Genomic DNA, 22,388 nt, shown 5'->3' on the forward strand with positions numbered 1-22,388 from the left:
CGCACGACACCATGAAGCCTTCGCTGCTGATCGCCCGCAAGATCTTCCCCGAGACCGTCGAGCGCCTGCGCGCGCACTTCGCGCTGGACTGGCACGACGACGATGTTCCGCTGGCACCCGCCGCGCTGGCGCAGCGGCTGCAGGGCAAGCAGGGGCTGTTCGCGTCCGGCACCGAGCGCATCGATGCCGCGCTGCTGGACCAGTGCCCCGAGCTGCGCGCCGTCTGCCTGATGACGGTGGGCTACAACAACGTGGATGTGGACGCCTGCAGCGCGCGCGGCGTGCTGGTGAGCAACGCGCCGGATGTGCTGACCGAGACCACCGCGGACTTCGGCTTCGCGCTGATGATGGCGGCGGCGCGGCGCATCACCGAGAGCGAGCATTTCCTGCGCGCGGGCCGCTGGCGCGACTGGCGCGTGGACCTGTTCGCCGGCGCCGAGGTGCATGGGCGCACGCTCGCGGTATTGGGCATGGGGCGCATCGGCCAGGCCATCGCGCGGCGCGGCCACCATGGCTTCGGCATGCCGGTGGTCTATCACAACCGCAGCCGGCTCAGCGCCGCGCAGGAGGCCGAACTGGGCGCGCGCTGGCTGCCCAAGGACGAGCTGCTGCGCGCGGCCGACCATCTCGTCATCGTCACGCCCTACACGCCGCAGACCCATCATCTGGTGGCCGACGCGGAGCTGGCGCTGATGAAGCCCACGGCGACGCTGACCAACATCGCGCGCGGCGGCGTGGTGGACGATGCCGCGCTGGCGCGCGCGCTGCGCGAGGGACGGCTGGCCGCGGCGGGGCTGGACGTGTTCGAGGGCGAGCCCACGGTGCACCCCGAGCTGCTGGCCTGCACCAACGTCGTGCTCACGCCGCACATCGCCAGCGCCACCGTGCCCACCCGGCGCGCGATGTGCGAGCTGGCGGCCGACAACCTGATCGCCGCGCTGATCGACGGGCGCGAGCCGCCCACGCTGCTGAACCCGGCCGCCTGGGCGACAAGCCGCGCCGCGGCACGCTGAGACAATCGGGGCCATGAGCCCTGTTGAACTGATGAGCCTGGGCGCGCTGGCGCTCCTCGTGCCGGTAGCGCTGTGGATCGCGCTGCGTCTGGGCGGCCTGGAGCGCCGCATCGCCGAATCGCAGGCCGCCGTGCCGACGCTGGAACGGCTGGAGCGCCTGGAGCGCGAGCTGCGCGATGAGCTGTCGCGCACGCTGGCGGCCACGCGCCAGGAGCTGTCGCAGCAGATGAGCCAGCAGTCGGCCCAGCTGCAGCAGACGCTGATCGCGCAGAACGGCGATGCGCTGCGCACGCAGAACGAGCAGATCGACGCGCTGCGCGTTCAGGTGGGCCAGCTGCAGCAAGGCCTGGGGCAGGGCCTGCAGCAGACCACGCAGGGGCTCACCCAGTCGCTCGCCCAGCAGGCCCTGGCCGCGCGCGAGGCGCAGGACGGCGCGTCCGCCCGCCTGGGCACGCTGCTGACCGAACAGCTGCAGCTGCTGTCGCAGCGCAACGAGGCCGGGCTGGCCGAAACCCGTCGCAGCGTGGAGCAGCGGCTGGCGCAGGTGCAGACCCAGGTGGACCAGCGCCTGGTCGCGATCCAGCAGGACAACGAGAAGAAGCTGGAGCAGATGCGCGCCACCGTGGACGAAAAGCTGCACGCCACGCTGGAGCAGCGCCTGGGCGAGAGCTTCAAGCAGGTCGCCGAACGCCTGGAGCAGGTGCACAAGGGCCTGGGCGAGATGCAGGGGCTGGCGCGCGACGTCGGCTCGCTGAACCGCGTGCTGACCAATGTGAAGACGCGTGGCATCTTCGGCGAGGTGCAGCTGGCCGCGCTGCTGGAGCAGGTATTCACGCCCGAGCAGTACGCCTCCAACGTTGCCACCGTGCCCGGATCGGCCGAGCGGGTGGAATTCGCGATCGCGCTGCCCGGCCCCAAGGGGCGCGACGACGCCAGCCATGCGCCGCTGTGGCTGCCCATCGACGCCAAATTCCCGCGCGAGGACTACGAACGCCTGCTCGAGGCGCAGGAGCGCGGCGACCCCGCCGCGGCCGAGACCGCCGCGAAGGCCATCGAGACCCGGCTGCGGCTGGAGGCACGCAGCATCCGCGACAAATACGTGGCCCCGCCGCACACCACCGACTTCGGCATCCTTTTCGTGCCCACCGAGGGCCTCTATGCCGAGGCGCTGCGCCGCCCCGGCCTGGTGGAATCGCTGCAGCGCGAGCACAAGGTCATGCTCGCCGGCCCGACCACGCTGCTGGCGACGCTGAATTCGCTGCAGATGGGCTTTCGCACGCTGGCGCTGGAGAAGCGCTCGGCCGAGGTCTGGGAGGTGCTCTCCGCGGTCAAGACCGAGTTCGGCAAGTTCGGCGAGGTGCTGGCCAAGACCAAGAAGAAGCTGGACGAGGCCAGCAACGTCATCGAGCAGGCCGAGACCCGCACGCGCCAGATGTCGCGCAAGCTCAAGACCGTCGAGGCACTGCCCGACGAGCAGTCTCAGCGCCTGCTGGGATTGGGTGAGAAAGCGGAGGCCGGCCGCGCCGACGCCGACGCGGGAGCCGAGCTCGAATGAACGATGGCCCCCTGGGGCGCGGCTTTGCCTGGGTGATCGCCAGCCTGGTCGCGGTGCATGCGTGCATGGCGGTCACCCGTGTCTCGGCCAGCCTGTGGGTGTTGCAGCGCGGCTTCGGTGAATGGGTGGTGGGGCTGCTGCTGAGCCTGTTCGCGGTGGCGCCCATCCTGCTGTCGCTGTGGGCGGGCCGGCTCGCCGACCGCCACGGCTTCCATCGCCCCGTGGGTGTCGGCGTTGCGATGGCGGCGGCCGGCGCGCTGGTGGCGCTGCTCACGCGCAATCTGGCGGGCATCGCGCTGGGCTGCCTGCTGTGCGGCGGTGCGGTCGCGGTGGCCGCGGTGGCCATCCAGCGCGAGGCCGGGCTGCTGGTGCAGCGGCCCGACCAGCTCAAGCGCGTCTTCAGCTGGGTGGCCCTGGCGCCCGCCTTCTCCAACACGGTTTCGCCGGTGGTCACCGGGCTGCTCATCGACCACGCCGGCTTCGGCGCCGCGTTCGCACTGGCGCTGCTGCTGCCGGGCGTGGCCTGGCTGGTCGCGCGCCGCGTGCCGCGCCATACCCCGGTGGCGCAGGCGCACAAGCCGCGCCAGGGGCCGGCCTGGGCTCTGCTGCGCGAGCCCATGCTGCGCCGGCTGCTGATCGTCAACATCGTCCTCTCGGCCTGCTGGGACGCGCACAGCTTCGTGGTGCCCGTCATCGGCCATGCCAAGGGCCTCAGCGCGTCCAGCATCGGCCTGGTGCTGGGCGCCTTCGCCATCGCGGCCACCTGCGTGCGCCTGGCCATCGTGCGCTTCGCCGAAGGGCTGGACGAACTCAAGGCGCTGCGCGCCGCGATGAGCCTGGCCATGGTGATGCTGGCGGGCTATGCCTGGCTGCCGGGCACGGCGGGGCTGATGTTCGGCTCGGCCGTGCTGGGCCTGGCGCTGGGGTCGGTGCAGCCCATGGTGCTGTCCATGCTGCACCGGGTCACGCCGGCCCATGCGCATGGCCAGGCGCTGGGCCTGCGCATGCTGATGATCAACGCGGCGACGGTGGGCATGCCGCTGGGCTTCGGCCTGCTGGCCGGCGCCACGGTCGCGGCGGCGCCGATGTGGCTGATGGCCGGCGGCCTGGGCCTCGCCCAATGGGTGTTGCGCCGGATCCAGCCGCCGCAGTGACGGACGTCCCCTGCGTGCGGGGCCACAGGGGGCCCCGGGGCCCGGCCTGACGGCGGTCTTTCCTGAGGGCGGGCGCGAGGGACGCAGAATGCCGCTGCGGCCGCAGGTCGGCATGGTGCCGCCCGCCGCAGGGAGCAGGCTTCGATGAGCACTCAAGACCAAGGACGGCCGTGCCGCCGTGTCTGGCGGGCGCTGGCGCTCGCATGGACCGCCGCCGGACTGATGCAGGCCGCGGTAGCGGCCACCGCGCCGGTCGCGGACGCCCCGTCCGCCAAGGCGCCCAGGTCCACCAAGGGCGCCAAGGCGCTGCCGGCGCAGGAACCGGCGGCCCGGCCCGCGCAGCCGCAGCCGCAGTTCGTCCGCGAGATGGGCGGCATCCACGAATACCGCCTGCCCAACGGGCTGCAGATCCTGCTCTTTCCCGACGAGTCGCAGACCACCACCATGGTCAATGTGACTTACCGCGTGGGCAGCCGGCATGAAGCGCCGGGCGAGTTCGGCATGGCCCATCTGCTGGAGCACATGCTCTTCAAGGGCACGCCGACGCTGCGCGACCTGCCCGAGGAATTCGCCCGGCGCGGCGTGCAGTTCAACGGCACGACCACCACCGACCGCACCAACTACTTCGCCAGCTTCAACGCCAGCGACGAGACCCTGCAATGGCTGCTCGCCGCCGAGGCGGACCGCATGGTCAACAGCCTGATCGCCAAGGCCGACCTGGACAAGGAAATGAGCGTCGTGCGCAACGAGTTCGAGCGCGGCGAGAACAACCCGGGCCAGGTGCTGAGCCAGCGCGTCCAGGCGGTGGCCTACGACTGGCATCCCTACGGACATGTGACCATCGGCGCGCAGAGCGACATCGAGCACCTGCCCATCGAGCGCCTGCAGGCCTTCTACCGGCGCTACTACCGGCCGGACAACGCCACGCTGCTGGTGGCCGGCCGCTTCGAGCCGGCGGCGGTGCTGGCGCAGGCGACCCGGCTGTTCGGTCCCATCGCCCGCCCGGCGGAGCCGCTGCCGCGGCCCTATACCGTCGAGCCGCCGCAGGACGGCGAGCGCAGCGTCACGGTGCGCCGTGTCGGCGGCACGCCCATGCTGATGGCGCGCTACCACGTGCCGGCGCTGGCCCATCCCGATTCGGCGCCGCTGATGCTGCTGGGGATGATGATGACGATGCAGCCCAGCGGGCTGCTGTACAAGGAGCTGGTGGAACCCCAGCTGGCCGGCATGGCCGGGATGGGGGGCCTGGGCGGGGCCGATCCGGGCGGCATCACGGCGGTGGCCGTGGTGGCCCCCGGCGCGGACCCGGCCAAGGTCGAGCAGCGGCTGCTGGACGTGGTGGAGGGGCGCGGCGCGCCGGCCCTGAGCGAGGCCGAGATCGCCCGCGTGCGCGAGATCGCGGTGCTCGCCTACCGGCAGCAGATGAAGAGTCCGCAGGTGCTGATTCAGCAGGTCTCGGGTTTGCTGGGGGCGGGTGACTGGCGGCTGATGTTCCAGCTGTTGGAAGACCTGCCGCATGTCACGCTGGCCGACGTCGAACGGGTGCGCAAGGCCTATCTGCGGCCGGCCAACCGCACGCTGGGGCGCTTCCTGCCCGCGCGCGAGGTGGAGCGGGTGGAGATCCCCGCGGCGCCGCCCGTCGAGGATCGGCTGGCCCGGCTGCAGGGCCCACCCCGGCTGGAGGAGGGCGAGCATCTGCTGCCCACGCCCGAGAACCTGCAGGCGCGCACCGTGGCGCGCCGCCTGCCCAGCGGTATCGCGCTGCAGACGCTGGAAAAGAAGACGCGCGGCAACACGGTGCAGCTGCAGTTGCGGCTGCGCTGGGGCGAGCGCCGCGAGACTTTCGCGCAGCCCGGCACCGACCTGCCGGGCCGGCTGCTGCTAGAGGGCGCTGAAGGCCTGGACAAGCAGGCGCTGCAGGACCAGCTGATCCGGCTGAAGGCTTTGCTCAGCTTCGACAGCGGCGACCAGGGCGTGGTCATGAACCTGGCCGCCGAGCGCGACACCGTGCTCGACGCGCTGGCGCTGGCCGCGCGGCTGCTGCGCCAGCCGCTGCTGCCCCAGCCCGCCTTCGAGCGGATGCAGAACGTGGCGCTGGGGCAGCTCAAGGCCTCGCGCGAGGAATTGGGCGGGCTGGCGGACGAGGCGGTGCGCGCCCATTACAACCAGGCCCGCGGCCTGGACTTCGGCGACCCCGACTACCTGCAAGGGGTGGACGACCGCATCACCCAGCTCCACCGCACCCGGCTCGAAGACCTGCGCGCCTTTCACGCGCGCTACTGGTCGGCCGACGACGCGCAGGTGGCCGTGGTCGGCGCGCTGCCGCCGGGTCTGGACGAGGCGCTGGAGCGCTTGCTGGGCGACTGGAAGAAGCCGCAGGCGCCGCGCTTCGTGCGCGAGCCGCGCGTGTACAAACCGGTGCCCGGCGCCCATTTCGAGGCGCGCGCCAAAGACAAGCCCAGCGCGCTGCTGCGCCTGCAGCAAGACCTGGCCCTGAACGACGCCGACGACGACGCGCTGGCGCTCGCGCTGGCCGTGCAGGTGCTGGGCGGTGGCGGGCTGGAGAACCGCCTCGCCACGCGCGTGCGCCGCCAGGAGGGGCTGAGCTACGGCATATCGGCCGAGCTGCGCGTCCCCCAGTTCGGCAATGCCGCGCGGCTCCTGATCTCGGGCAGCTATGCCCCGCAGGCGCGCGACCGGATTCTTGCGCTGGTGCGCGACGAGCTGCGCAAGATGGGCGAGCAGGGCATCACCGAGGCCGAACTGGCGCGGGCGCGCACCGGCCTGCTGGAAGGCTGGCGCCGCGCACGCGCCAACGATCGCGCGCTGGCGGGCCAGCTGCTGACGCTGGCGGACCGCGGCGAAGACTGGGCCGACGAGCAGCGCCGCGAGGCCCAGCTGGCGGTGCTGACGCTGGACCAGGTCAACGCCGCCTGGCGCCGCCATGTGCGGCCGGACGCCTTCGTCTCCGTCGTGGTCGGCGACTTCAAGTGAGGCGAGCACGGACCGCGGTCCGTGCGCGGCCAGCGGCTCAGTCTTGCCGGGCCGGTTGAGTGTCGGCGGGCGGTGAGCGCAGCGGCAGGCGCAGCTCGAAGCAGGCGCCTTCGCCGGGCTGGGAGCGCACCGTCAGCCGGCCCTCCATCAGCTCCGCGAGGGCGCGCGACAGCGCCAGGCCCAGGCCCGTGCCGCCATGCTGGTAGCTGACGCGGGCGTCGCCCTGGCGGAATTTCTCGAAGATCTGCTCCTGCTTGTCCAGCGGGATGCCTGGCCCGCTGTCCTGCACCTGGACCAACAGGCCCTCGCCCTCGCGCCGCACGCGCACGACGATCTCGCCCTGCTCGGTGAACTTGAGCGCGTTGGAGAGCAGGTTGTTGAGGATCTGCTTCAGGCGCAGCCCGTCGCAGAACACGCGTGCGGGCAGGTCCGGGTCCAGCTCGCTGGCGAGCTTCAGGCCCTTGGCGCTGGCGCTGAGCGCGAAGAAGTCCACCGTGCCGTTCAACAGCGCGCGCAGGTCCACCGGTTCGGGGCTGAGCTGCATGGAGCCGGCCTCGACCTTGGCCAGGTCCAGGATTTCGGTGAGCAGCGCATTGAGGTGCTCGGCCCCCTTGCGGATCAGACTGGCGGCCTCGCGGAAGCGCTCTTCCTGCAGGCGCCGCTCCATCAGCTCGGCAAAGCCGCGGATGCTGGTCAGCGGCGTGCGCAGCTCATGCGAGATCGCGGCCAGGAATTCGCTCTTGGCCTGGTTGGCCGCCTGGGCCTCGGCCTCGCTGTGGCGCAGCGCCTCGTGGCTTTGCTCCAGCCGGCGCAGTCCGGTGACGAAGATGCTGGCCGCCGCCAGCAGCGCCAGCGTGACCACGGCGCACAGCCCCAGCATGCTGGTGCGGGTGTCGCGCCAGTCGCTGAGCGATTCCTGCACGCCGGTGCTCACGATGATGAACAGCGGATAGGGGCCGATGCGCTGGAAGGCGTAGATGCGCTCGGTGCCGTCCAGGCTGCTGGGCGCGCGGAAGGTGCCGGCCGCGTCCTTGGTGCGCGCGGCGAAGGGGGAGTTGGGCGCCAGCTGCGAGCCCATCGCGCTGGGCGCACCGCCCACCACGCGCGCGCGCACGCCCAGGTCCTCGCCCACCATGGCCACGCTGCCTGTGCTTCCCACGTCCACGCCGCGGTAGACCTCGTGGAAGTAGCTGGGGTCCAGCGACGCGACGACGACGCCGATCATGCGTCCGTCGGGGCTGCGCACCGCGCGCGACAGCTGGATGGTCCAGCGCCGCGAGACCTTGCCGAGCACGGACTTGCCGATGAAAAGGGCATCCTGGGCCGCAGGGCGATCGGGCTGGGCCAGGTGGGCCTTGATGTGCTCGCGCGCTGACAGATCCACCGGGCCGGTCTTCTGCCCGCTCGGGTCCAGGTTGCTGCCGCGGAAGCGGCCCTGCGCGTCCACCACCGAGAGCTGGACCAGGATCTGGGGCGCCAGCCCGGTCTCATTGGCGTAGCGCACCAGGTCCTCGGGCCGCAGCTGGTCCTGCGCCTGTGCCTGCGAAAGCCGCTGCATGGCCTGGTCCGCGGTGGCCAGCACGCGCAGCGACTGCTCCGTGAAGGCGCGCGCCAGGTTGCGGTTCTGCTGCGCCTCGGCGCTCAGCGCATCGTTGCGCTTGAGCACCAGCACGCCGGCAACGGCCAGCCAGACGACGACGATCAGCAGCGCGGCGAACAGCCAGGCCATCGCGCTGAGGCGCAGCCTGCGCACCGACGAGGGCTTGGGCACCCGCATGCTGGCCGCCGCCTCAGGCCATGCCCTGATGGCGCAGCAGCGCGTCTATGCGCGGCTCGCGGCCGCGGAAGGCCTTGAAGTTGTCCATCGCGTCGCGCACGCTGCCCATCGCGAGGATCTCGTCCAGGTAGCGCCGGCCGGTGGCGGGGTTGAACACGCCTTCTTCCTCGAACGCGGCCCAGCAGTCGGCCGACAGCACCTCGGCCCATTTGTAGCTGTAATAGCCCGCCGCATAGCCGCCCGCGAAGATGTGCGAGAAGCTGTGCTGGAAGCGGTTGAAGTCGGGGGGCGGGTTGACCGAGACCTCGGCGCGCACCTCGTCGAGCAGGGCCTGGATGGACTGTTCCGCGCCGGGCTCGCTGTGCAGCCGCATGTCGAAGAGCGCGAATTCGATCTGGCGCAGCGTCTGCAGCCCGGCCTGGTAGTTCTTGGCCGCCAGCATCTTGTCGAACAGCGCGCGCGGCAGCGGCTCGCCGCTGTCGACATGGGCCGAGAGCTGCTGCAGCACCTCCCATTCCCAGCAGAAGTTCTCCATGAACTGGCTGGGCAGCTCCACCGCGTCCCATTCCACGCCGGAAATGCCCGAGACGCCCAGCTCGTTCACCCGCGTGAGCAGATGGTGCAGGCCATGGCCGCATTCGTGGAAGAGGGTGGTGACGTCGTCGTGCGTCAGCAGCGCGGGCTTGCCGTCGGCGCCCTGCGGGAAGTTGCACACCAGATGGGCGACCGGGATTTGCTCGCCATCGGCGGCGGCGCGGTCGGGGCGGGCCCAGCGGCTGCGCACCTCGTCCATCCAGGCGCCCGGGCGCTTGCCGGCGCGGGCGTAGAGGTCCAGGTAGACCTGGCCGATCACGCGGCCCTCGCGCTGCAGCTCGTAGAACTGCACGCTGTCGTGCCAGACCGAGGCCTGCGCGGCGACGAAGCGCACGCCGAACAGGCGCTCGACGATGCTGAACAGCCCATCGAGCACGCGCGGCAGGGTCAGGTATTGCCTCACCTCCTGGTCGGAGAAGGCATAGCGCGCTTCCTTGAGCTTCTCGGAGACATAGGCCAGGTCCCAGGCCTGCGGCTCGTCCATCTGCAGCGCGGCGCGGGCGAAGTCGCGCAGTTCGTCCAGGTCGCGCTGCGCATAGGGGCGGGCGCGTCGCGCCAGGTCGCGCAGGAAGTCCAGCACCTGCTGCGGCGAGTGCGCCATCTTGGCCACCAGCGAGGCCTCGGCGAAATTGGCATAGCCCAGCAGGCGGGCCTCTTCCTGGCGCAGCTGCACGATCTCCTGCATCAGCGGGCCGTTGTCCCAGTCGGGCTTGTCGCCCAGCTCGCTGGCGCGCGTGACATAGGCGCGGTAGAGGCGCTCGCGCAGCGCGCGGTTTTCGGCGTACTGCATCACCGGCATGTAGACCGGGAAGTGCAGACCGAGCTTGTGGCCCTGCTGGCCGTCCTTCTCGGCCGCGGCGCGCGCGTTGGCCACCACGTCGGCCGGCACGCCGCGCAGCTCGTCGGCATCGACCAGGGTGTGCCAGCCGTCGGTGGCGTCCATCACATGCTCGGAGAAGGCCTGCGCCAGCTCGGCGCTGCGTTCCTGGATCTGCGCGAAGCGCGTCTTCGCGTCGCCGTGCAGTTCGGCGCCAGAGAGCACGAAGTCGCGGATCGCGTGCCTGAGCAGCTGCGCGCGCGCCGGGGTCAGGTCTTGCTGCGCGGCGATGGCCTTGTACAGCGCGTACAGCTTCTCGTTGGCGCCGAGCTGGGTGTGGAACTCGGTCACCGCCGGCAGCACGGCGTTGTAGGCCTCGCGCAGCTCGGGCGTGTTGGCCACGGCGTTCAGGTGGCCCACGGCGCCCCAGGCGCAGGACAGGCGCTCGGTGGCGGTGTTCAGCACGCGGGCGAGCCGCTCGTAGTTGGCCGGCGCGCCGTCGGCGGTGACCTGCGCCAGCGCGGCGCGGGCCTGCTCGAGCAGCTCCGTGATGGCCGGCTGGATGTGTTCCGGACGGATGGCGCCGAAGTCGGGCAGCGGCGCGGTGGAGAGCAGCGGATTGGTGGTCATGGTCGTCGGGGCGCTGGGTGCGGATCTCAGGAGGCGGGCGCCTGGCGCAGCTCCACTGCGTCGGGCGTCCAATGCAAGTCGGCCCATTCTCCCTGGATCAGCGAGAGCTGGGGCGGCACATAGCCGATGTCGGCATCGACGAGCACGGGCAGGCCCAGTGCGTCGAGCGCGGCGTGCAGCGCGTCTTCATGGCTGAGCCGTTGCGGCGCGTCCACGCGGGGCGCGGCATGGCGGCCGATCAGCACGCCGGCGGCCTGGTCGAACCAGCCGTGCAGCTTCAGGCTGCACAGCGCGCGCAGCAGCTCGCACGGGGCCATCTCGGCGTTCTCCAGGAAAAGCAGATGCGGGCCCATGCCCGGCCGGCGCAGCCAGGCGCGCAGGTCGCCGAAGGCGGTGCCGGCGATGCGGCCCAGCGTGTCCAGGCAGCCGCCGATCAGCCGGCCGCGCAGGCGCAGTGGCGCGTCGCCGCCGTCCAGGCGGCGCCAGCGGGTGGCCTCGGTGAGGGTGTAGCCGGCGCCGGGCTGGGCCACCCAGTTCGAGCCGCGCGACTGCCAGCGCGGCGAGGCCCGCTGACACAGCGGCTGCCCGGGCGGCAAGCTCAGCGCGGTCCAGACGCCGGCCGTCGTCGCGTCCAGCGTGTCCGCGCCCAGCTCCATCAGGTTGGGGCCGTGCAGGCTCATCCAGCCCGCGTTCAGGCACAGCGGGAGCTGCAGCGTGCTGAGGTCGGAAAAGCCGCTGAACCACTTGGGCGGGGCCGCGGCCAGGCGCTCGAAGTCCAGCAGCGGCAGCAGCTCGATCGCGCGTTCGCCGCCCCAGGGGGGCAGCACCGCGGCCACCTCGGGGTCCAGCAGCAGGGCCTGCAGCTCGGCGGCCCGCTCCTGGGCCGGCGCGCTGCATTGCTGGTGCTGGCGGCGCAGCGTGGCGCCCTCGCGCACACGCAGGCCGCGCCGGCGCAGCGCGGCGATGGCGCGCTCCAGGCGCGGGAACAGCGCGGGCTCCACGCCGGACGAGGGCGCGCACAGCGCGACCAGGTCGCCTTCGCGCAGGGGGCGCGGTCGGCGTGGCAGGCCCGCGGGCATCAGGCCTGCCTTGCCGCGGCGCGCTCGGCCGATTCCATGGTGTTGACCAGCAGCATGGTGATGGTCATCGGGCCGACGCCGCCGGGCACCGGGGTGATCCAGCCGGCCACCTGACGCACGCCGTCGAAGTCCACGTCGCCGCAGAGCTTGCCCTCGTCGTTGCGGTTCATGCCGACGTCGATCACGACGGCGCCGGGCTTGACCATGTCAGCCGTCAGCACATTGCGCTTGCCGACCGCGGCCACGACGATGTCGGCCTGGCGCGTCATCGCGCCCAGGTCGGCGGTGCCGCTGTGGCAGATGGTGACGGTCGCGTTGGCCTGCAGCAGCATCATGGCCATGGGCTTGCCGACGATGTTGGAGCGGCCGATCACCACCGCGTGCTTGCCGCGCAGGTCCTTCATGCCGATGGACTCCAGCATCTTCATGCAGCCATAGGGCGTGCAGGCCTTGAAGCCGGCTTCCCCGACCATCAGCGCGCCGGCCGACGCCACGTGGAAGCCGTCCACATCCTTCTCGGGCGAGATGGCCTCGATGACCTTGTGGTCGTCGATGTGGGCGGGCAGCGGCAGCTGGACCAGGATGCCGTGGATGCTGGGGTCGCCGTTCAGCGCGGCGATGCGCTCCAGCAGCTGGGCCTCGGTCATCGTGGCCTCGTACTTTTCAAGCACCGAGTGCAGGCCGGCGTCCTGGCAGGCCTTGACCTTGTTGCGCACATAGACCTGGCTGGCCGGGTTGTCGCCCACCAGCACCACGGCCAGCCCGGGCTTGAGGCCGCGCTGGGTCAGCAGCGCGGCGCGCTGGGCCACTTCGGCTCGCAGTTGCTGGGACAGGGCGTTGCCATCGATCAGGCGGGCGGTGCTCATGGGGGTCACTCCGGAAAATCAGCAATGTCCACGCGCGGCACGAATGGACGAGGTCGAACAACCCGGGATTATCGCGGCCCGCAGTGCGGGGCCGGGCCGCGAAGCGGGCCGCAAAAGAAGAAGGCCGCGATGAACGCGGCCCGGATGTGCGCGAATGCCCGTCGCGGGCACGCCGCTCAGGCGGTCTTGCCGGCCTGCGCGTGGTTGGCGCCCAGCGCGATCTTCAGCAGATCGGCCACGGTGTTGGCGTTGAGCTTCTCCATGATGTTGGCGCGGTGCGCCTCCACGGTCTTGATGGAGATGCCCAGGTCGTCGGCGATCTGCTTGTTCAACCGGCCGGCGACGATGCGCTCCAGCACCTGGGCCTCGCGCGTGGTCAGGCGCGAGAGCAGGGCGTCGCGGCTGGCCGCCTCCTGCTGGGTGGCGAAGGCTTCGCGCGCCTGCTCCAGCATGCGCTCGACCAGCGCGAGCAGCTCGTCTTCCTTGAAGGGCTTCTCGATGAAGTCGGCGGCGCCCTTCTTCATGGTCTGCACCGCCATCGGCACGTCGCCGTGGCCGGTGATGAAGACGATGGGCAGCGGGCTCTTGCGTTCGATCAGGCGGTCCTGCAGTTCCAGGCCGCTCATGCCGTCCATGCGGATGTCGGCGATCAGGCAGGCGACTTCGCGCGGGTCGTAGCGCGACAGGAAGGCCTCGGCCGACTCGAAGCACTTGACCCGGTAGTCCTTGCCTTCCAGCAGCCATTGCAGGGAATCGCGCACGGCCTCGTCGTCGTCCACGACGTAGACATTACCCTTCTTCGGAATCAGGCTCATGGTGTTGATGCTGTGTTTTGAGCAGTCCCCGAATCCCTGCCCTGCAGGAGGGGCTCGGGGCGTGTGATGTCCACGGGGATCGTGAACGCGAACCGGCACCCGACGATGGACGCGGCATTGTATAAGTTCTCCGCGCGTATCCTGCCCTGGTGGGACTCGATGATGGAGCGGCATAACCCTAGGCCGATGCCCAGTCCATCGGCCTTGGTCGAGAAGAAGGCCTCGTACATGCGCTCGATCACTTCCTCGGGCAGTCCGGGGCCCATGTCGGTCACCGAGAACTCGATGTTGGCGCCCAGCTCCTGCGTGTGCTTGGGCACCACGCGCAGCTCGATGTGGCGGCGCGAGGGCGGCAGCCCGGCGTTGTCGATCGCCTCGGCGGCGTTCTTCAGCAGGTTGAGCAGCACCTGCTCGATCAGGATGGGGTCCACCATCATCGTGGGCAGGCGCTGTGCCACATAGGTGTGGATCGCGACATTGCGGCGGCGCAGCTCGATGCCGGCCAGCTCCACCGCGTCCTCGACGATGGCGGCGGCCTGCGCGGCCTGGCGCTGGGGCTCGCTGCGCTTCACGAAGTTGCGGATGCGGTGGATGATCTGGCCCGCGCGCTGGGCCTGCTTGGCGGTCTTTTCCAGCGCGGCGAGCAGATCCTCCTTCTTGATCGAATCGCCCTTCACGCGCGAGACCATGCCGTTGCAATAGTTGCTGATCGCGGTGAGCGGCTGGTTCAGCTCGTGCGCGACGCTGGAGGCCATCTCGCCCATGGTGATCAGCCGGCTGGTGACCTGGGCCTTCTCGGCCTGCTGCTGCGCCAGCAGCTCGGCGCGGCGGCGCGCGCTGACGTCGGTGGCGATCAGCATCTGCGCCAGGCGACCGTCGGTCCACTGCAGATAGCGGGCGCGCACGTCGAACCACATGTCCAGTTGTTCGACATAGACCTCGCGCGGGTCCGAGCCCATGTCGGTGAGCTGCTGCGCGGGCAGGCCGGAGTAGTCGTCCACCTCGTCCTGCAGTTCGCCGGGGCTGCGCGCCAGCTGCGAGCCGGCCAGCATCGCGTGGCCGGCGGGGTCGGCGCCGAACCACAGCCGGTAGCTGCGGTTGGCGAACAGCAGCTCGGCCTGCTGCACCGACAGCACGGACACGGCGGCGTCCAGGCCTTCCAGCACGGTGGTGAAGCGCTCGTGCGAGGCGCTGAGCTGGTCGCGCACGCGCTTGGCCTCGGTGATGTTGGTCATCGAGGTCATCCAGCCGCTCTGCTTGCCCTTGGGGTCGATCAGCGGCGAGACATACATGCGCGCGTCGAACACGCTGCCGTCCTTGCGCATCACCTTGACCTCGGAGCCGCCGGCCGGGCTGCGGCCCTGCATCTCCTGCTGCAGCAGGCGCAGGTTCTCCTCGTAGCGGTCGGGCGGCCAGTAGGGGAAGGGCGGCTTGCGGCCGATCAGCTCCGACTCCGAGAACCCGGTCATCGCGCAGAAGGCGGGGTTCACATAGGAAATGCGCGTGTCCAGGTCCATGGCCCGCATGCCGGTCAGCATGGAGTTCTCCATCGCGCGACGGAAATTGGTCTCGGCGGCGAGCGCGTTCTGCACATGGGCGCGGCGGCGCATGTGCTTCCAGGTGCCCAGCAGCATCCAGACGGTGAGCACCGACAGCGCCACCACCATCCAGAACAGGGTGTTGGAGATCAGGCCGATGGAGGTGCGGTAGCCCTGGCCGCGTAGCACCAGGCCGTTGGTGGCCGGCGCCAGCGGCACCTCGTGATAGATGGGCGCCCGCGCGATGCGCTGGCCCGGCATGGGGGTGACGGTGCTGGCGACGATCTGCTCGCGCGAGTCCACCACCACGACCGCGTGGCGGGCGGCCACCTCGGAGGGCATGTAGTAGCGCAGCAGGGCCTCCACCGAGTACTCGGCGATCAGCACGCCGGAGAAGCCGCTGCGGTCGGTCAGCGGTACCTGCAGCTGGAAGACGATGTTGTTGTTGGCGTCGGCGAAGGGCGGCGAATACTTGGGCTGGCGCGTGTCGCGCACGGCCTGGAAGGCGATCTCCGGCGCGGCACCGGGCTGGCCGGCCGGCATCGAGGGGTCGTTGCCGGACAGCGTCATCAGGCTTTCCGCCTGGTAGCCGGCGGCGCTGACGCTGGCGCGGCGCTCGCGACGCTGGCTCAGCCAGGTCACATGGGTGATCTCGGGGCGCTGTCGCGCGAAGGCCGAGGCCTGGGCACTGAACTCCTGGGTGTCGATTGCGCGCGTGACGATCTCGCGCGCGATGCGGGCCAGCAGCTCCTGGTTCTCGGTCAGGCGCAGCCGGATGGCGAGCTGGACGATCTCGGTGTCCCGCTTGACGGCCTCGGCCTCGCGCTCTATCTCCTCATTACGCAGGTACCAGAAGGCGGCAATGATGGCGGCGAGAAACAGCGCCACCGACAGCAGCGGCCCCAGCGTGGCGAAGCGGTCCTGGCGCGCCGGCGACTGGCGGCGCCACCAGGCCTGGGCCAGGTGTTTCAACGGAAGGGCGAGGCGGCGCAGGGCCCCTCGAATGTCATGGCGGGCGGACATGGGCGGATTATCTGGGGGGCAGATGGGCCGCCGGCTTGGCGCTATCCCCTGGCGTTGTTTCGCAATATGAAACGTTCTCGCACTATTTGGAAAAATAAACCTTTGTGAGAAACTCCGGGCCGCCCCCTCATCAGAAGCGAAGGGTCGCCCTCAGGCCCTCAGGCGTTCGACCGACACAGGAGACAAGATATGTCCGAGCCCCAATCCCTCCCAGGCGCAGCCGCTCTCGACACCGATGCACAGGAAACCAAGGAATGGCTGGACGCGCTGTCGGCCGTCATCGGCGAGGAGGGCGGTGAGCGCGCGCACTATCTGCTCAACACGCTGATCGACCACGCCCGCCAGGCCGGCGTCGACGTGCCTTTCTCCGCGAACACGGCCTACGTCAACACCATCCCGCCGGACCAGGAAGCCCATTGCCCGGGTAACATCGCGATCGAGAAGCGCCTGCGTGCCTACATGCGCTGGAACGCGATGGCCATGGTGGTGCGCGCCAACCGGCTGAATCCGGCCGATGGCGGCGACCTGGGCGGCCACATCGGCTCGTTCGCGTCGCTGGCCTCGATGCTGGGCGCCGGCTTCAACCATTTCTGGCACGCCGAGAACGAAAACCACGGCGGCGACCTGCTCTACATCCAGGGCCACAGCGCGCCCGGCATTTATGCCCGCGCCTTCCTGGAGGGCCGCCTGAGCGAGGCGCAGCTGGACAGCTTCCGCCAGGAGGTCGATGGCCAGGGCCTCTCCAGCTACCCGCATCCCAAGCTGATGCCGGAGTTCTGGCAGTTCCCCACCGTCTCCATGGGCCTGGGGCCCTTGATGGCGATCTACCAGGCGCGCTTCCTGAAGTACCTGCACGCACGCGGCATCGCCGACACGGCCCAGCGCAAGGTCTGGGCCTTCATGGGCGACGGTGAAATGGACGAGCCGGAAAGCCTGGGCGCGATCAGCCTGGCCGCCCGCGAAGGACTGGACAACCTGGTCTTCGTCATCAACTGCAACCTGCAGCGCCTGGACGGCCCGGTGCGCGGCAACGGCAAGATCATCCAGGAGCTGGAAGGCGAGTTCCGCGGCAGCGGCTGGAACGTGATCAAGCTGATCTGGGGCAAGGGCTGGGACGAGCTGCTGGCGCGCGACAAGAGTGGCAAGCTCAAACAGCTGATGATGGAGACGCTGGACGGCGACTACCAGGCCATGAAGGCCAATGACGGCGCCTATGTCCGCAAGCACTTCTTCGGCAAGTACCCGGAGACGGCCAAGCTCGTCGAGCACATGAGTGACGAGGAGATCTTCGAGCTGCGCCGCGGTGGCCACCAGCCCGAGAAGGTCTACGCCGCCTTCCATGCCGCGCACCACAACACGACGGGCCAGCCCACCGTGCTGCTGGTGAAGACCGTCAAGGGCTATGGCATGGGCAAGGCCGGCGAGGGCAAGAACACCGTCCACCAGACCAAGAAGCTGACCGACGACGACATCAAGTACATCCGCGATCGCTTCGGCATCCCCATCCCGGACAGCGAGCTGCCCAAGCTCCCGTACTACAAGCCGGCCGACGACACGCCGGAGATGCGCTATCTGCACGAGCGCCGCCAGGCCCTGGGTGGCTACCTGCCCAAGCGCCGCGTGAAGGCCGACGAGAGCTTCACCGTGCCCTCGCTGGAAACCTTCAAGGCCGTGCTGGAACCGACCGCCGAAGGGCGCGAGATCTCCACGACCCAGGCCTATGTGCGCTTCCTGACCCAGCTGCTGCGCGACCAGGCCCTGGGCCCGCGCGTGGTGCCCATCCTGGTCGACGAGGCGCGCACCTTCGGCATGGAAGGCCTGTTCCGCCAGATCGGCATCTACAACCCCAAGGGCCAGCTCTACACCCCGGTCGACAAGGACCAGGTGATGTACTACCGCGAGGACAAGGCCGGCCAGATCCTGCAGGAAGGCATCAACGAGGCCGGCGGCATGGCCAGCTGGATCGCGGCGGCCACGAGCTACTCGACGAACAACCGGGTGATGATCCCGTTCTACGTCTACTACTCGATGTTCGGCTTCCAGCGCATCGGCGACCTGGCCTGGGCCGCGGGCGACATGCAGGCGCGCGGCTTCCTGCTGGGCGGCACCTCGGGCCGTACGACGCTGAACGGCGAGGGCCTGCAGCACGAGGACGGCCACAGCCACATCCTGGCCGGCACCATCCCGAACTGCATCTCCTACGACCCGACCTTCGCGCATGAGGTCGCGGTGATCCTGCACCATGGCCTGAAGCGCATGGTGGAGAAGCAGGAGAACGTGTTCTTCTACCTGACGCTGCTGAACGAGAACTACGCGATGCCCGGCCTGCGCGCCGGCACCGAGGCCGAGATCATCCAGGGCATGTACCTGCTCGATCCGGCTTCGCCCGAGGCCCAGCTGCGCGTCAACCTGCTGGGCTCCGGCAGCATCCTGCGCGAGTCCATCGCCGCCAAGGATTTGCTGAAGGCCGAGTGGGGCGTGGATGCCGACATCTGGTCCTGCCCCAGCTTCAACGAGCTGGCCCGCGAGGGTCAGGACGCCGAGCGCTGGAACCTGCTGCATCCGACCGAGACGCCGCGCCAGGCCTTCGTGGCGCAGCAGCTGGCCAAGACCAGCGGCCCGGTGATCGCGTCGACCGATTACATGAAGAACTACGCGGAGCAGATCCGCGCCTTCGTGCCGGCCGGCCGCCGCTACAAGGTGCTGGGCACCGATGGCTTCGGCCGCTCGGACTTCCGTTCCCGCCTGCGCGAGCACTTCGAGATCAACCGCCACTACATCGTCGTCGCCGCGCTGAAGTCGCTCGCCGACGAGGGTCAGCTGCCGGCGGCCAAGGTGGCCGAGGCGATCCAGAAGTACGGCATCGCCGCCGACAAGATCAACCCCCTCTACGCCTGAGCGGGCACGACGGAGACAAGACATGGCATTGGTGGAAGTCAAGGTTCCGGACATCGGCGACTTCAGCGAGGTCGCGGTGATCGAGGTGCTGGTCAAGCCGGGCGACACGATCAAGGTCGAGCAAAGCCTGGTGACCGTGGAGTCGGACAAGGCGTCGATGGAGATCCCGTCCTCGCATGCCGGCGTGGTCAAGGAAGTGAAAGTCCAGTTGGGCGACAAGGTCAGCGAGGGTTCGCTGCTGGTCCTGGTGGAGGCTGAAGGCGCTGCCGCGGCGGTCCCCGCGCCGGCGGCCGCAGCGGCTCCGGCCGCCGCACCCGCACCCGCACCCGCACCGGCCCCGGCGCCGGCGCCGGCCCCTGCGGCGGTGCCCGCCAGCGCCGGCGGCCTGGTCGAGGTGCTGGTGCCCGACATCGGCGATTTCAGCGAGGTGGCCGTGATCGAGCTGCTCGTGCAGCCCGGCGCCACCGTGCAGGTGGAGCAGAGCCTGATCACCGTCGAGAGCGACAAGGCCTCGATGGAGATCCCCAGCAGCCATGCCGGCGTGCTCAAGCAGCTCTTCGTGCAGCTGGGCGACAAGGTCAGCAAGGGCAGCAAGCTCGCGCTGATCGAAACCCAGGGTGGTGCATCCGCGCCCGCGCCTGCGCCGACCCCGGCCGCCGCGCCGGCCGTGGCTGCTGCCGCCCAGGCGCCCGCGGCGGCCAGCGTGGCGGTGCCGGCGCCGGCCGTCGTCGCGGCGCACAACCCCACGGTCGCCCCCAGCGGCCGGCTGCCCCATGCCAGCCCCAGCGTGCGCAAGTTCGCGCGCGAACTGGGCGTGCCGCTGGCCGAGGTCAAGGGCTCCGGGCCCAAGGGCCGCATCACGGCCGAGGACGTGCAGGGCTTCGTCAAGCAGGTCATGGCCGGCTCGGTGCAGACCGTCGCGCAAAAGGCCGCCGCGCCCGCCGCCGCGTCCGCGGGCGGTGCCTTCCCCGGCCTGCTGCCCTGGCCCAAGGTGGACTTCGAGAAGTTCGGCCCAGTCGAGCGCAAGGAGATGGGCCGCATCAAGAAGATCAGCGGCGCCAACCTGCATCGCAACTGGGTGGTCATCCCGCATGTGACCAACCACGACGACGCCGACATCACCGAGCTGGAAGCCTTCCGCGTCCAGCTGAACAAGGAGAACGAGAAGTCCGGCATCAAGGTCACGATGCTGGCCTTCATGATCAAGGCCGCGGTCGCCGCGCTGAAGAAGTTCCCCGAGTTCAACGCCTCGCTGGACGGGCAGGGCGACCAGGCCCAGCTGGTGCTGAAGAACTACTTCCACATCGGCTTCGCCGCCGACACGCCCAACGGGCTGGTCGTGCCGGTGATCCGCGATGCCGACAAGAAGGGCATCTTCCAGATCAGCCAGGAGATGAGCGAGCTGGCCAAGAAGGCCCGCGATGGCAAGCTCTCGCCGGCCGAGATGCAGGGTGGCTGCTTCTCCATCTCCAGCCTGGGCGGCATCGGTGGCCGCTACTTCACCCCCATCATCAACGCCCCCGAGGTTGCGATCATGGGCGTGTGCAAGAGCCAGATCGAGCCCAAGTGGGACGGCAAGCAGTTCCAGCCGCGCCTGATGCTGCCGCTGTCGCTGAGCTGGGATCACCGCGTGATCGACGGCGCGGCCGCGGCCCGCTTCAACGTGTACTTCGCGTCCCTGCTGGCGGACTTCCGCCGCATCGCGCTCTGACGGAGGCCGGACATGGCATTGGTTGAAGTGAAGGTCCCGGACATCGGAGACTTCAAGGACGTGGCCATCATCGAGGTGCTGGTCAAGCCGGGCGACACCGTGCGCGCGGAGCAGAGCCTGATCACGGTCGAGAGCGACAAGGCCTCGATGGAGATCCCCAGCTCGCACGCGGGCGTGGTCAAGGAGATCAAGGTCCAGCTGGGCGACAAGGTGAACGAGGGCAGCGTGATCCTCGCGCTGGAGGCCTCCGACGCCGGTGCCGCCGCGTCGACCCCCGCCCCGGCGCCCGCGGCGCCGGCACCGGCGCCAGCTGCGTCCGCACCCGTGGCGGCGTCCACCGCGGCCAGCTTCGGCGGCAGCGCCGACATCGACTGCGACGTGCTGGTGCTGGGCGGCGGCCCGGGCGGCTATTCGGCCGCGTTCCGCGCGGCGGACCTTGGCCTCAAGGTCGTCGTCGTCGAGCGCTACGCCACCCTGGGCGGCGTCTGTCTGAACGTGGGCTGCATTCCGTCCAAGGCCCTGCTGCACGTGGCGGCGGTGATGGACGAGGTCAGCCACCTGGGCGACCTGGGCGTCGAGTTCGGCCAGCCCGTCGTCAACGTGGACAAGCTGCGCGCGCACAAGGAAAAGGTCATCGGCAAGCTGACCGGCGGCCTTGCGGCCATGGCCAAGATGCGCAAGGTCACCACCGTGCGCGGCTATGGCGCGTTTGTCGGCCCCCACCATGTCGAGGTCGAGGAGACCACCGGCACCGGGCAAGAGAAGACCGGTACGAAGAAGGTCGTGGCCTTCAAGACCTGCATCATCGCCGCCGGCTCGCAGGCGGTGCGCCTGCCCTTCATGCCCGACGACCCGCGCGTGGTCGACTCCACCGGCGCGCTGGCGCTGCAGGGCGTGCCCAAGAAAATGCTCATCGTCGGCGGCGGCATCATCGGCCTGGAGATGGGCACCGTGTACAGCACGCTGGGCGCGCGGCTGGACGTGGTCGAGATGATGGACGGCCTGATGCAGGGCGCGGACCGCGACCTGGTCAAGGTCTGGGAGAAGATGAACAAGGGCCGCTTCGACAACATCCTGTTGAAGACCAAGACCGTCGGCGCGCAGGCCACGCCGGAGGGCATCCGGGTGCAGTTCGAGGGCTTGGACGGCACGAAGAGCGAAGGCACCTACGACCTGGTGCTGCAGGCCGTGGGCCGCACGCCCAATGGCAAGAAGATCGCCGCCGACAAGGCCGGCGTCGCCGTTGGCGAGCGCGGCTTCATCCCGGTGGACATCCAGATGCGCACCAACGTGCCGCACATCTTCGCCATCGGCGACATCGTCGGCCAGCCCATGCTGGCGCACAAGGCGGTGCACGAGGGCCATGTGGCCGCCGAGGTCATCGCCGGCGAGCTGCAGGGCAACAAGGAGCTGGCCGCGGCCGCCTTCAACGCCCGCGTGATCCCCAGCGTGGCCTACACCGACCCCGAGGTGGCCTGGGTGGGCCTCACCGAGGACCAGGCCAAGGCGCAGGGGATCAAGGTCAAGAAGGGCCTGTTCCCGTGGACGGCCTCCGGCCGCGCGATCGCCAATGGCCGCGACGAGGGCTTCACCAAGCTGCTGTTCGACGACAGCCCCGAGGCGCACGGCCATGGCCGCATCCTCGGTGGCGGCATCGTCGGCACGCATGCCGGCGACATGATCGGCGAGATCGCGCTGGCCATCGAGATGGGCGCCGACGCGGTGGACATCGGCAAGACCATCCATCCGCACCCCACGCTGGGCGAGAGCATCGGCATGGCCGCGGAGGTGGCGCATGGCAGCTGCACCGACGTGCCGCCAGCGCGGCGCTGAGTCACCGAGCGGCTGACGCTCCGTTTTGAAAAACCCGCGGCCGGCCCGCGGTTTTTTTTCGTCTTTGCCTTTCTTTGCCCGCAGCGGATTG

13 protein-coding genes are annotated in these 22,388 nt (G+C 70.0%); 7 read left to right on the top strand and 6 right to left on the bottom strand.

Features of this window, described 5'->3' with window-relative positions; translation table 11 throughout:
• The first annotated feature begins 11 nt into the window (after window positions 1-11).
• The 4 genes from LZ017_RS10730 (at window position 12) to LZ017_RS10745 (ending at window position 6,716) form a co-directional block, all read left to right on the top strand.
• Window positions 12-1,013, top strand: coding sequence for a D-glycerate dehydrogenase (locus tag LZ017_RS10730; RefSeq protein WP_241396814.1), 1,002 nt, complete (start codon window positions 12-14; stop codon window positions 1,011-1,013).
• Window positions 1,014-1,026: 13 nt separating this feature from the next.
• Window positions 1,027-2,568, top strand: coding sequence for a DNA recombination protein RmuC (locus LZ017_RS10735; protein WP_241396815.1), 1,542 nt, complete (start codon window positions 1,027-1,029; stop codon window positions 2,566-2,568).
• Window positions 2,565-3,722: an MFS transporter gene (locus LZ017_RS10740; RefSeq protein ID WP_241396816.1), complete on the top strand. Its 1,158-nt coding sequence runs from the start codon at window positions 2,565-2,567 to the stop codon at window positions 3,720-3,722. The genes LZ017_RS10735 and LZ017_RS10740 overlap by 4 nt, the downstream gene beginning before the upstream one ends.
• 144 nt (window positions 3,723-3,866) lie before the next feature.
• The gene (locus LZ017_RS10745) at window positions 3,867-6,716 is read left to right on the top strand and encodes a pitrilysin family protein (RefSeq protein WP_241396817.1); all 2,850 of its coding nucleotides are present in this window, start codon (window positions 3,867-3,869) and stop codon (window positions 6,714-6,716) included.
• A 37-nt stretch (window positions 6,717-6,753) separates the two neighbouring features.
• Here LZ017_RS10745 and LZ017_RS10750 read toward each other — a convergent pair whose 3' ends face one another.
• The 6 genes from LZ017_RS10750 to LZ017_RS10775 form a co-directional block, all read right to left on the bottom strand.
• Entirely contained in the window at window positions 6,754-8,493 is a 1,740-nt protein-coding gene (locus LZ017_RS10750) for an ATP-binding protein (protein ID WP_241396818.1), read from the bottom strand.
• 13 nt (window positions 8,494-8,506) lie between these two features.
• On the bottom strand, window positions 8,507-10,534 hold the full coding sequence (locus LZ017_RS10755; protein ID WP_241396819.1) for a M3 family metallopeptidase: 2,028 nt from the start codon (window positions 10,532-10,534) through the stop codon (window positions 8,507-8,509).
• Window positions 10,535-10,560: 26 nt separating this feature from the next.
• Window positions 10,561-11,613 (bottom strand): S66 peptidase family protein, encoded by a 1,053-nt coding sequence (locus tag LZ017_RS10760; RefSeq protein ID WP_241396820.1) that lies wholly within the window; start codon window positions 11,611-11,613, stop codon window positions 10,561-10,563.
• Entirely contained in the window at window positions 11,613-12,479 is an 867-nt protein-coding gene (gene folD, locus LZ017_RS10765; RefSeq protein WP_241396821.1) for a bifunctional methylenetetrahydrofolate dehydrogenase/methenyltetrahydrofolate cyclohydrolase FolD, read from the bottom strand. The genes LZ017_RS10760 and folD overlap by 1 nt, the downstream gene beginning before the upstream one ends.
• Before the next feature lie 176 nt (window positions 12,480-12,655).
• A complete protein-coding gene (locus LZ017_RS10770; protein ID WP_241396822.1) occupies window positions 12,656-13,294 on the bottom strand; it encodes a response regulator transcription factor in 639 nt (212 codons plus the stop codon).
• Complete coding sequence (locus LZ017_RS10775) at window positions 13,291-15,855, bottom strand: PAS domain S-box protein (RefSeq protein ID WP_241396823.1); 2,565 nt, start codon at window positions 15,853-15,855, stop codon at window positions 13,291-13,293. Before LZ017_RS10775 ends, LZ017_RS10770 begins: the two co-directional genes overlap by 4 nt.
• Window positions 15,856-16,044: 189 nt before the next feature.
• On the opposite strand from LZ017_RS10775, the gene aceE reads away from it, so the two are divergent.
• The 3 genes from aceE to lpdA are packed head-to-tail and all read left to right on the top strand — an operon-like array spanning window position 16,045 to window position 22,297.
• A complete protein-coding gene (gene aceE / locus LZ017_RS10780; RefSeq protein ID WP_241396824.1) occupies window positions 16,045-18,753 on the top strand; it encodes a pyruvate dehydrogenase (acetyl-transferring), homodimeric type in 2,709 nt (902 codons plus the stop codon).
• 22 nt (window positions 18,754-18,775) lie between these two features.
• Window positions 18,776-20,464 (top strand): dihydrolipoyllysine-residue acetyltransferase, encoded by a 1,689-nt coding sequence (gene aceF, locus LZ017_RS10785; protein ID WP_241396825.1) that lies wholly within the window; start codon window positions 18,776-18,778, stop codon window positions 20,462-20,464.
• 12 nt (window positions 20,465-20,476) lie between these two features.
• The gene (lpdA, locus tag LZ017_RS10790; protein WP_241396826.1) at window positions 20,477-22,297 is read left to right on the top strand and encodes a dihydrolipoyl dehydrogenase; all 1,821 of its coding nucleotides are present in this window, start codon (window positions 20,477-20,479) and stop codon (window positions 22,295-22,297) included.
• Window positions 22,298-22,388: the final 91 nt, after the last annotated feature.

Source organism: Pelomonas sp. CA6, assembly GCF_022549225.1.
Lineage (GTDB): Bacteria > Pseudomonadota > Gammaproteobacteria > Burkholderiales > Burkholderiaceae_C > Roseateles.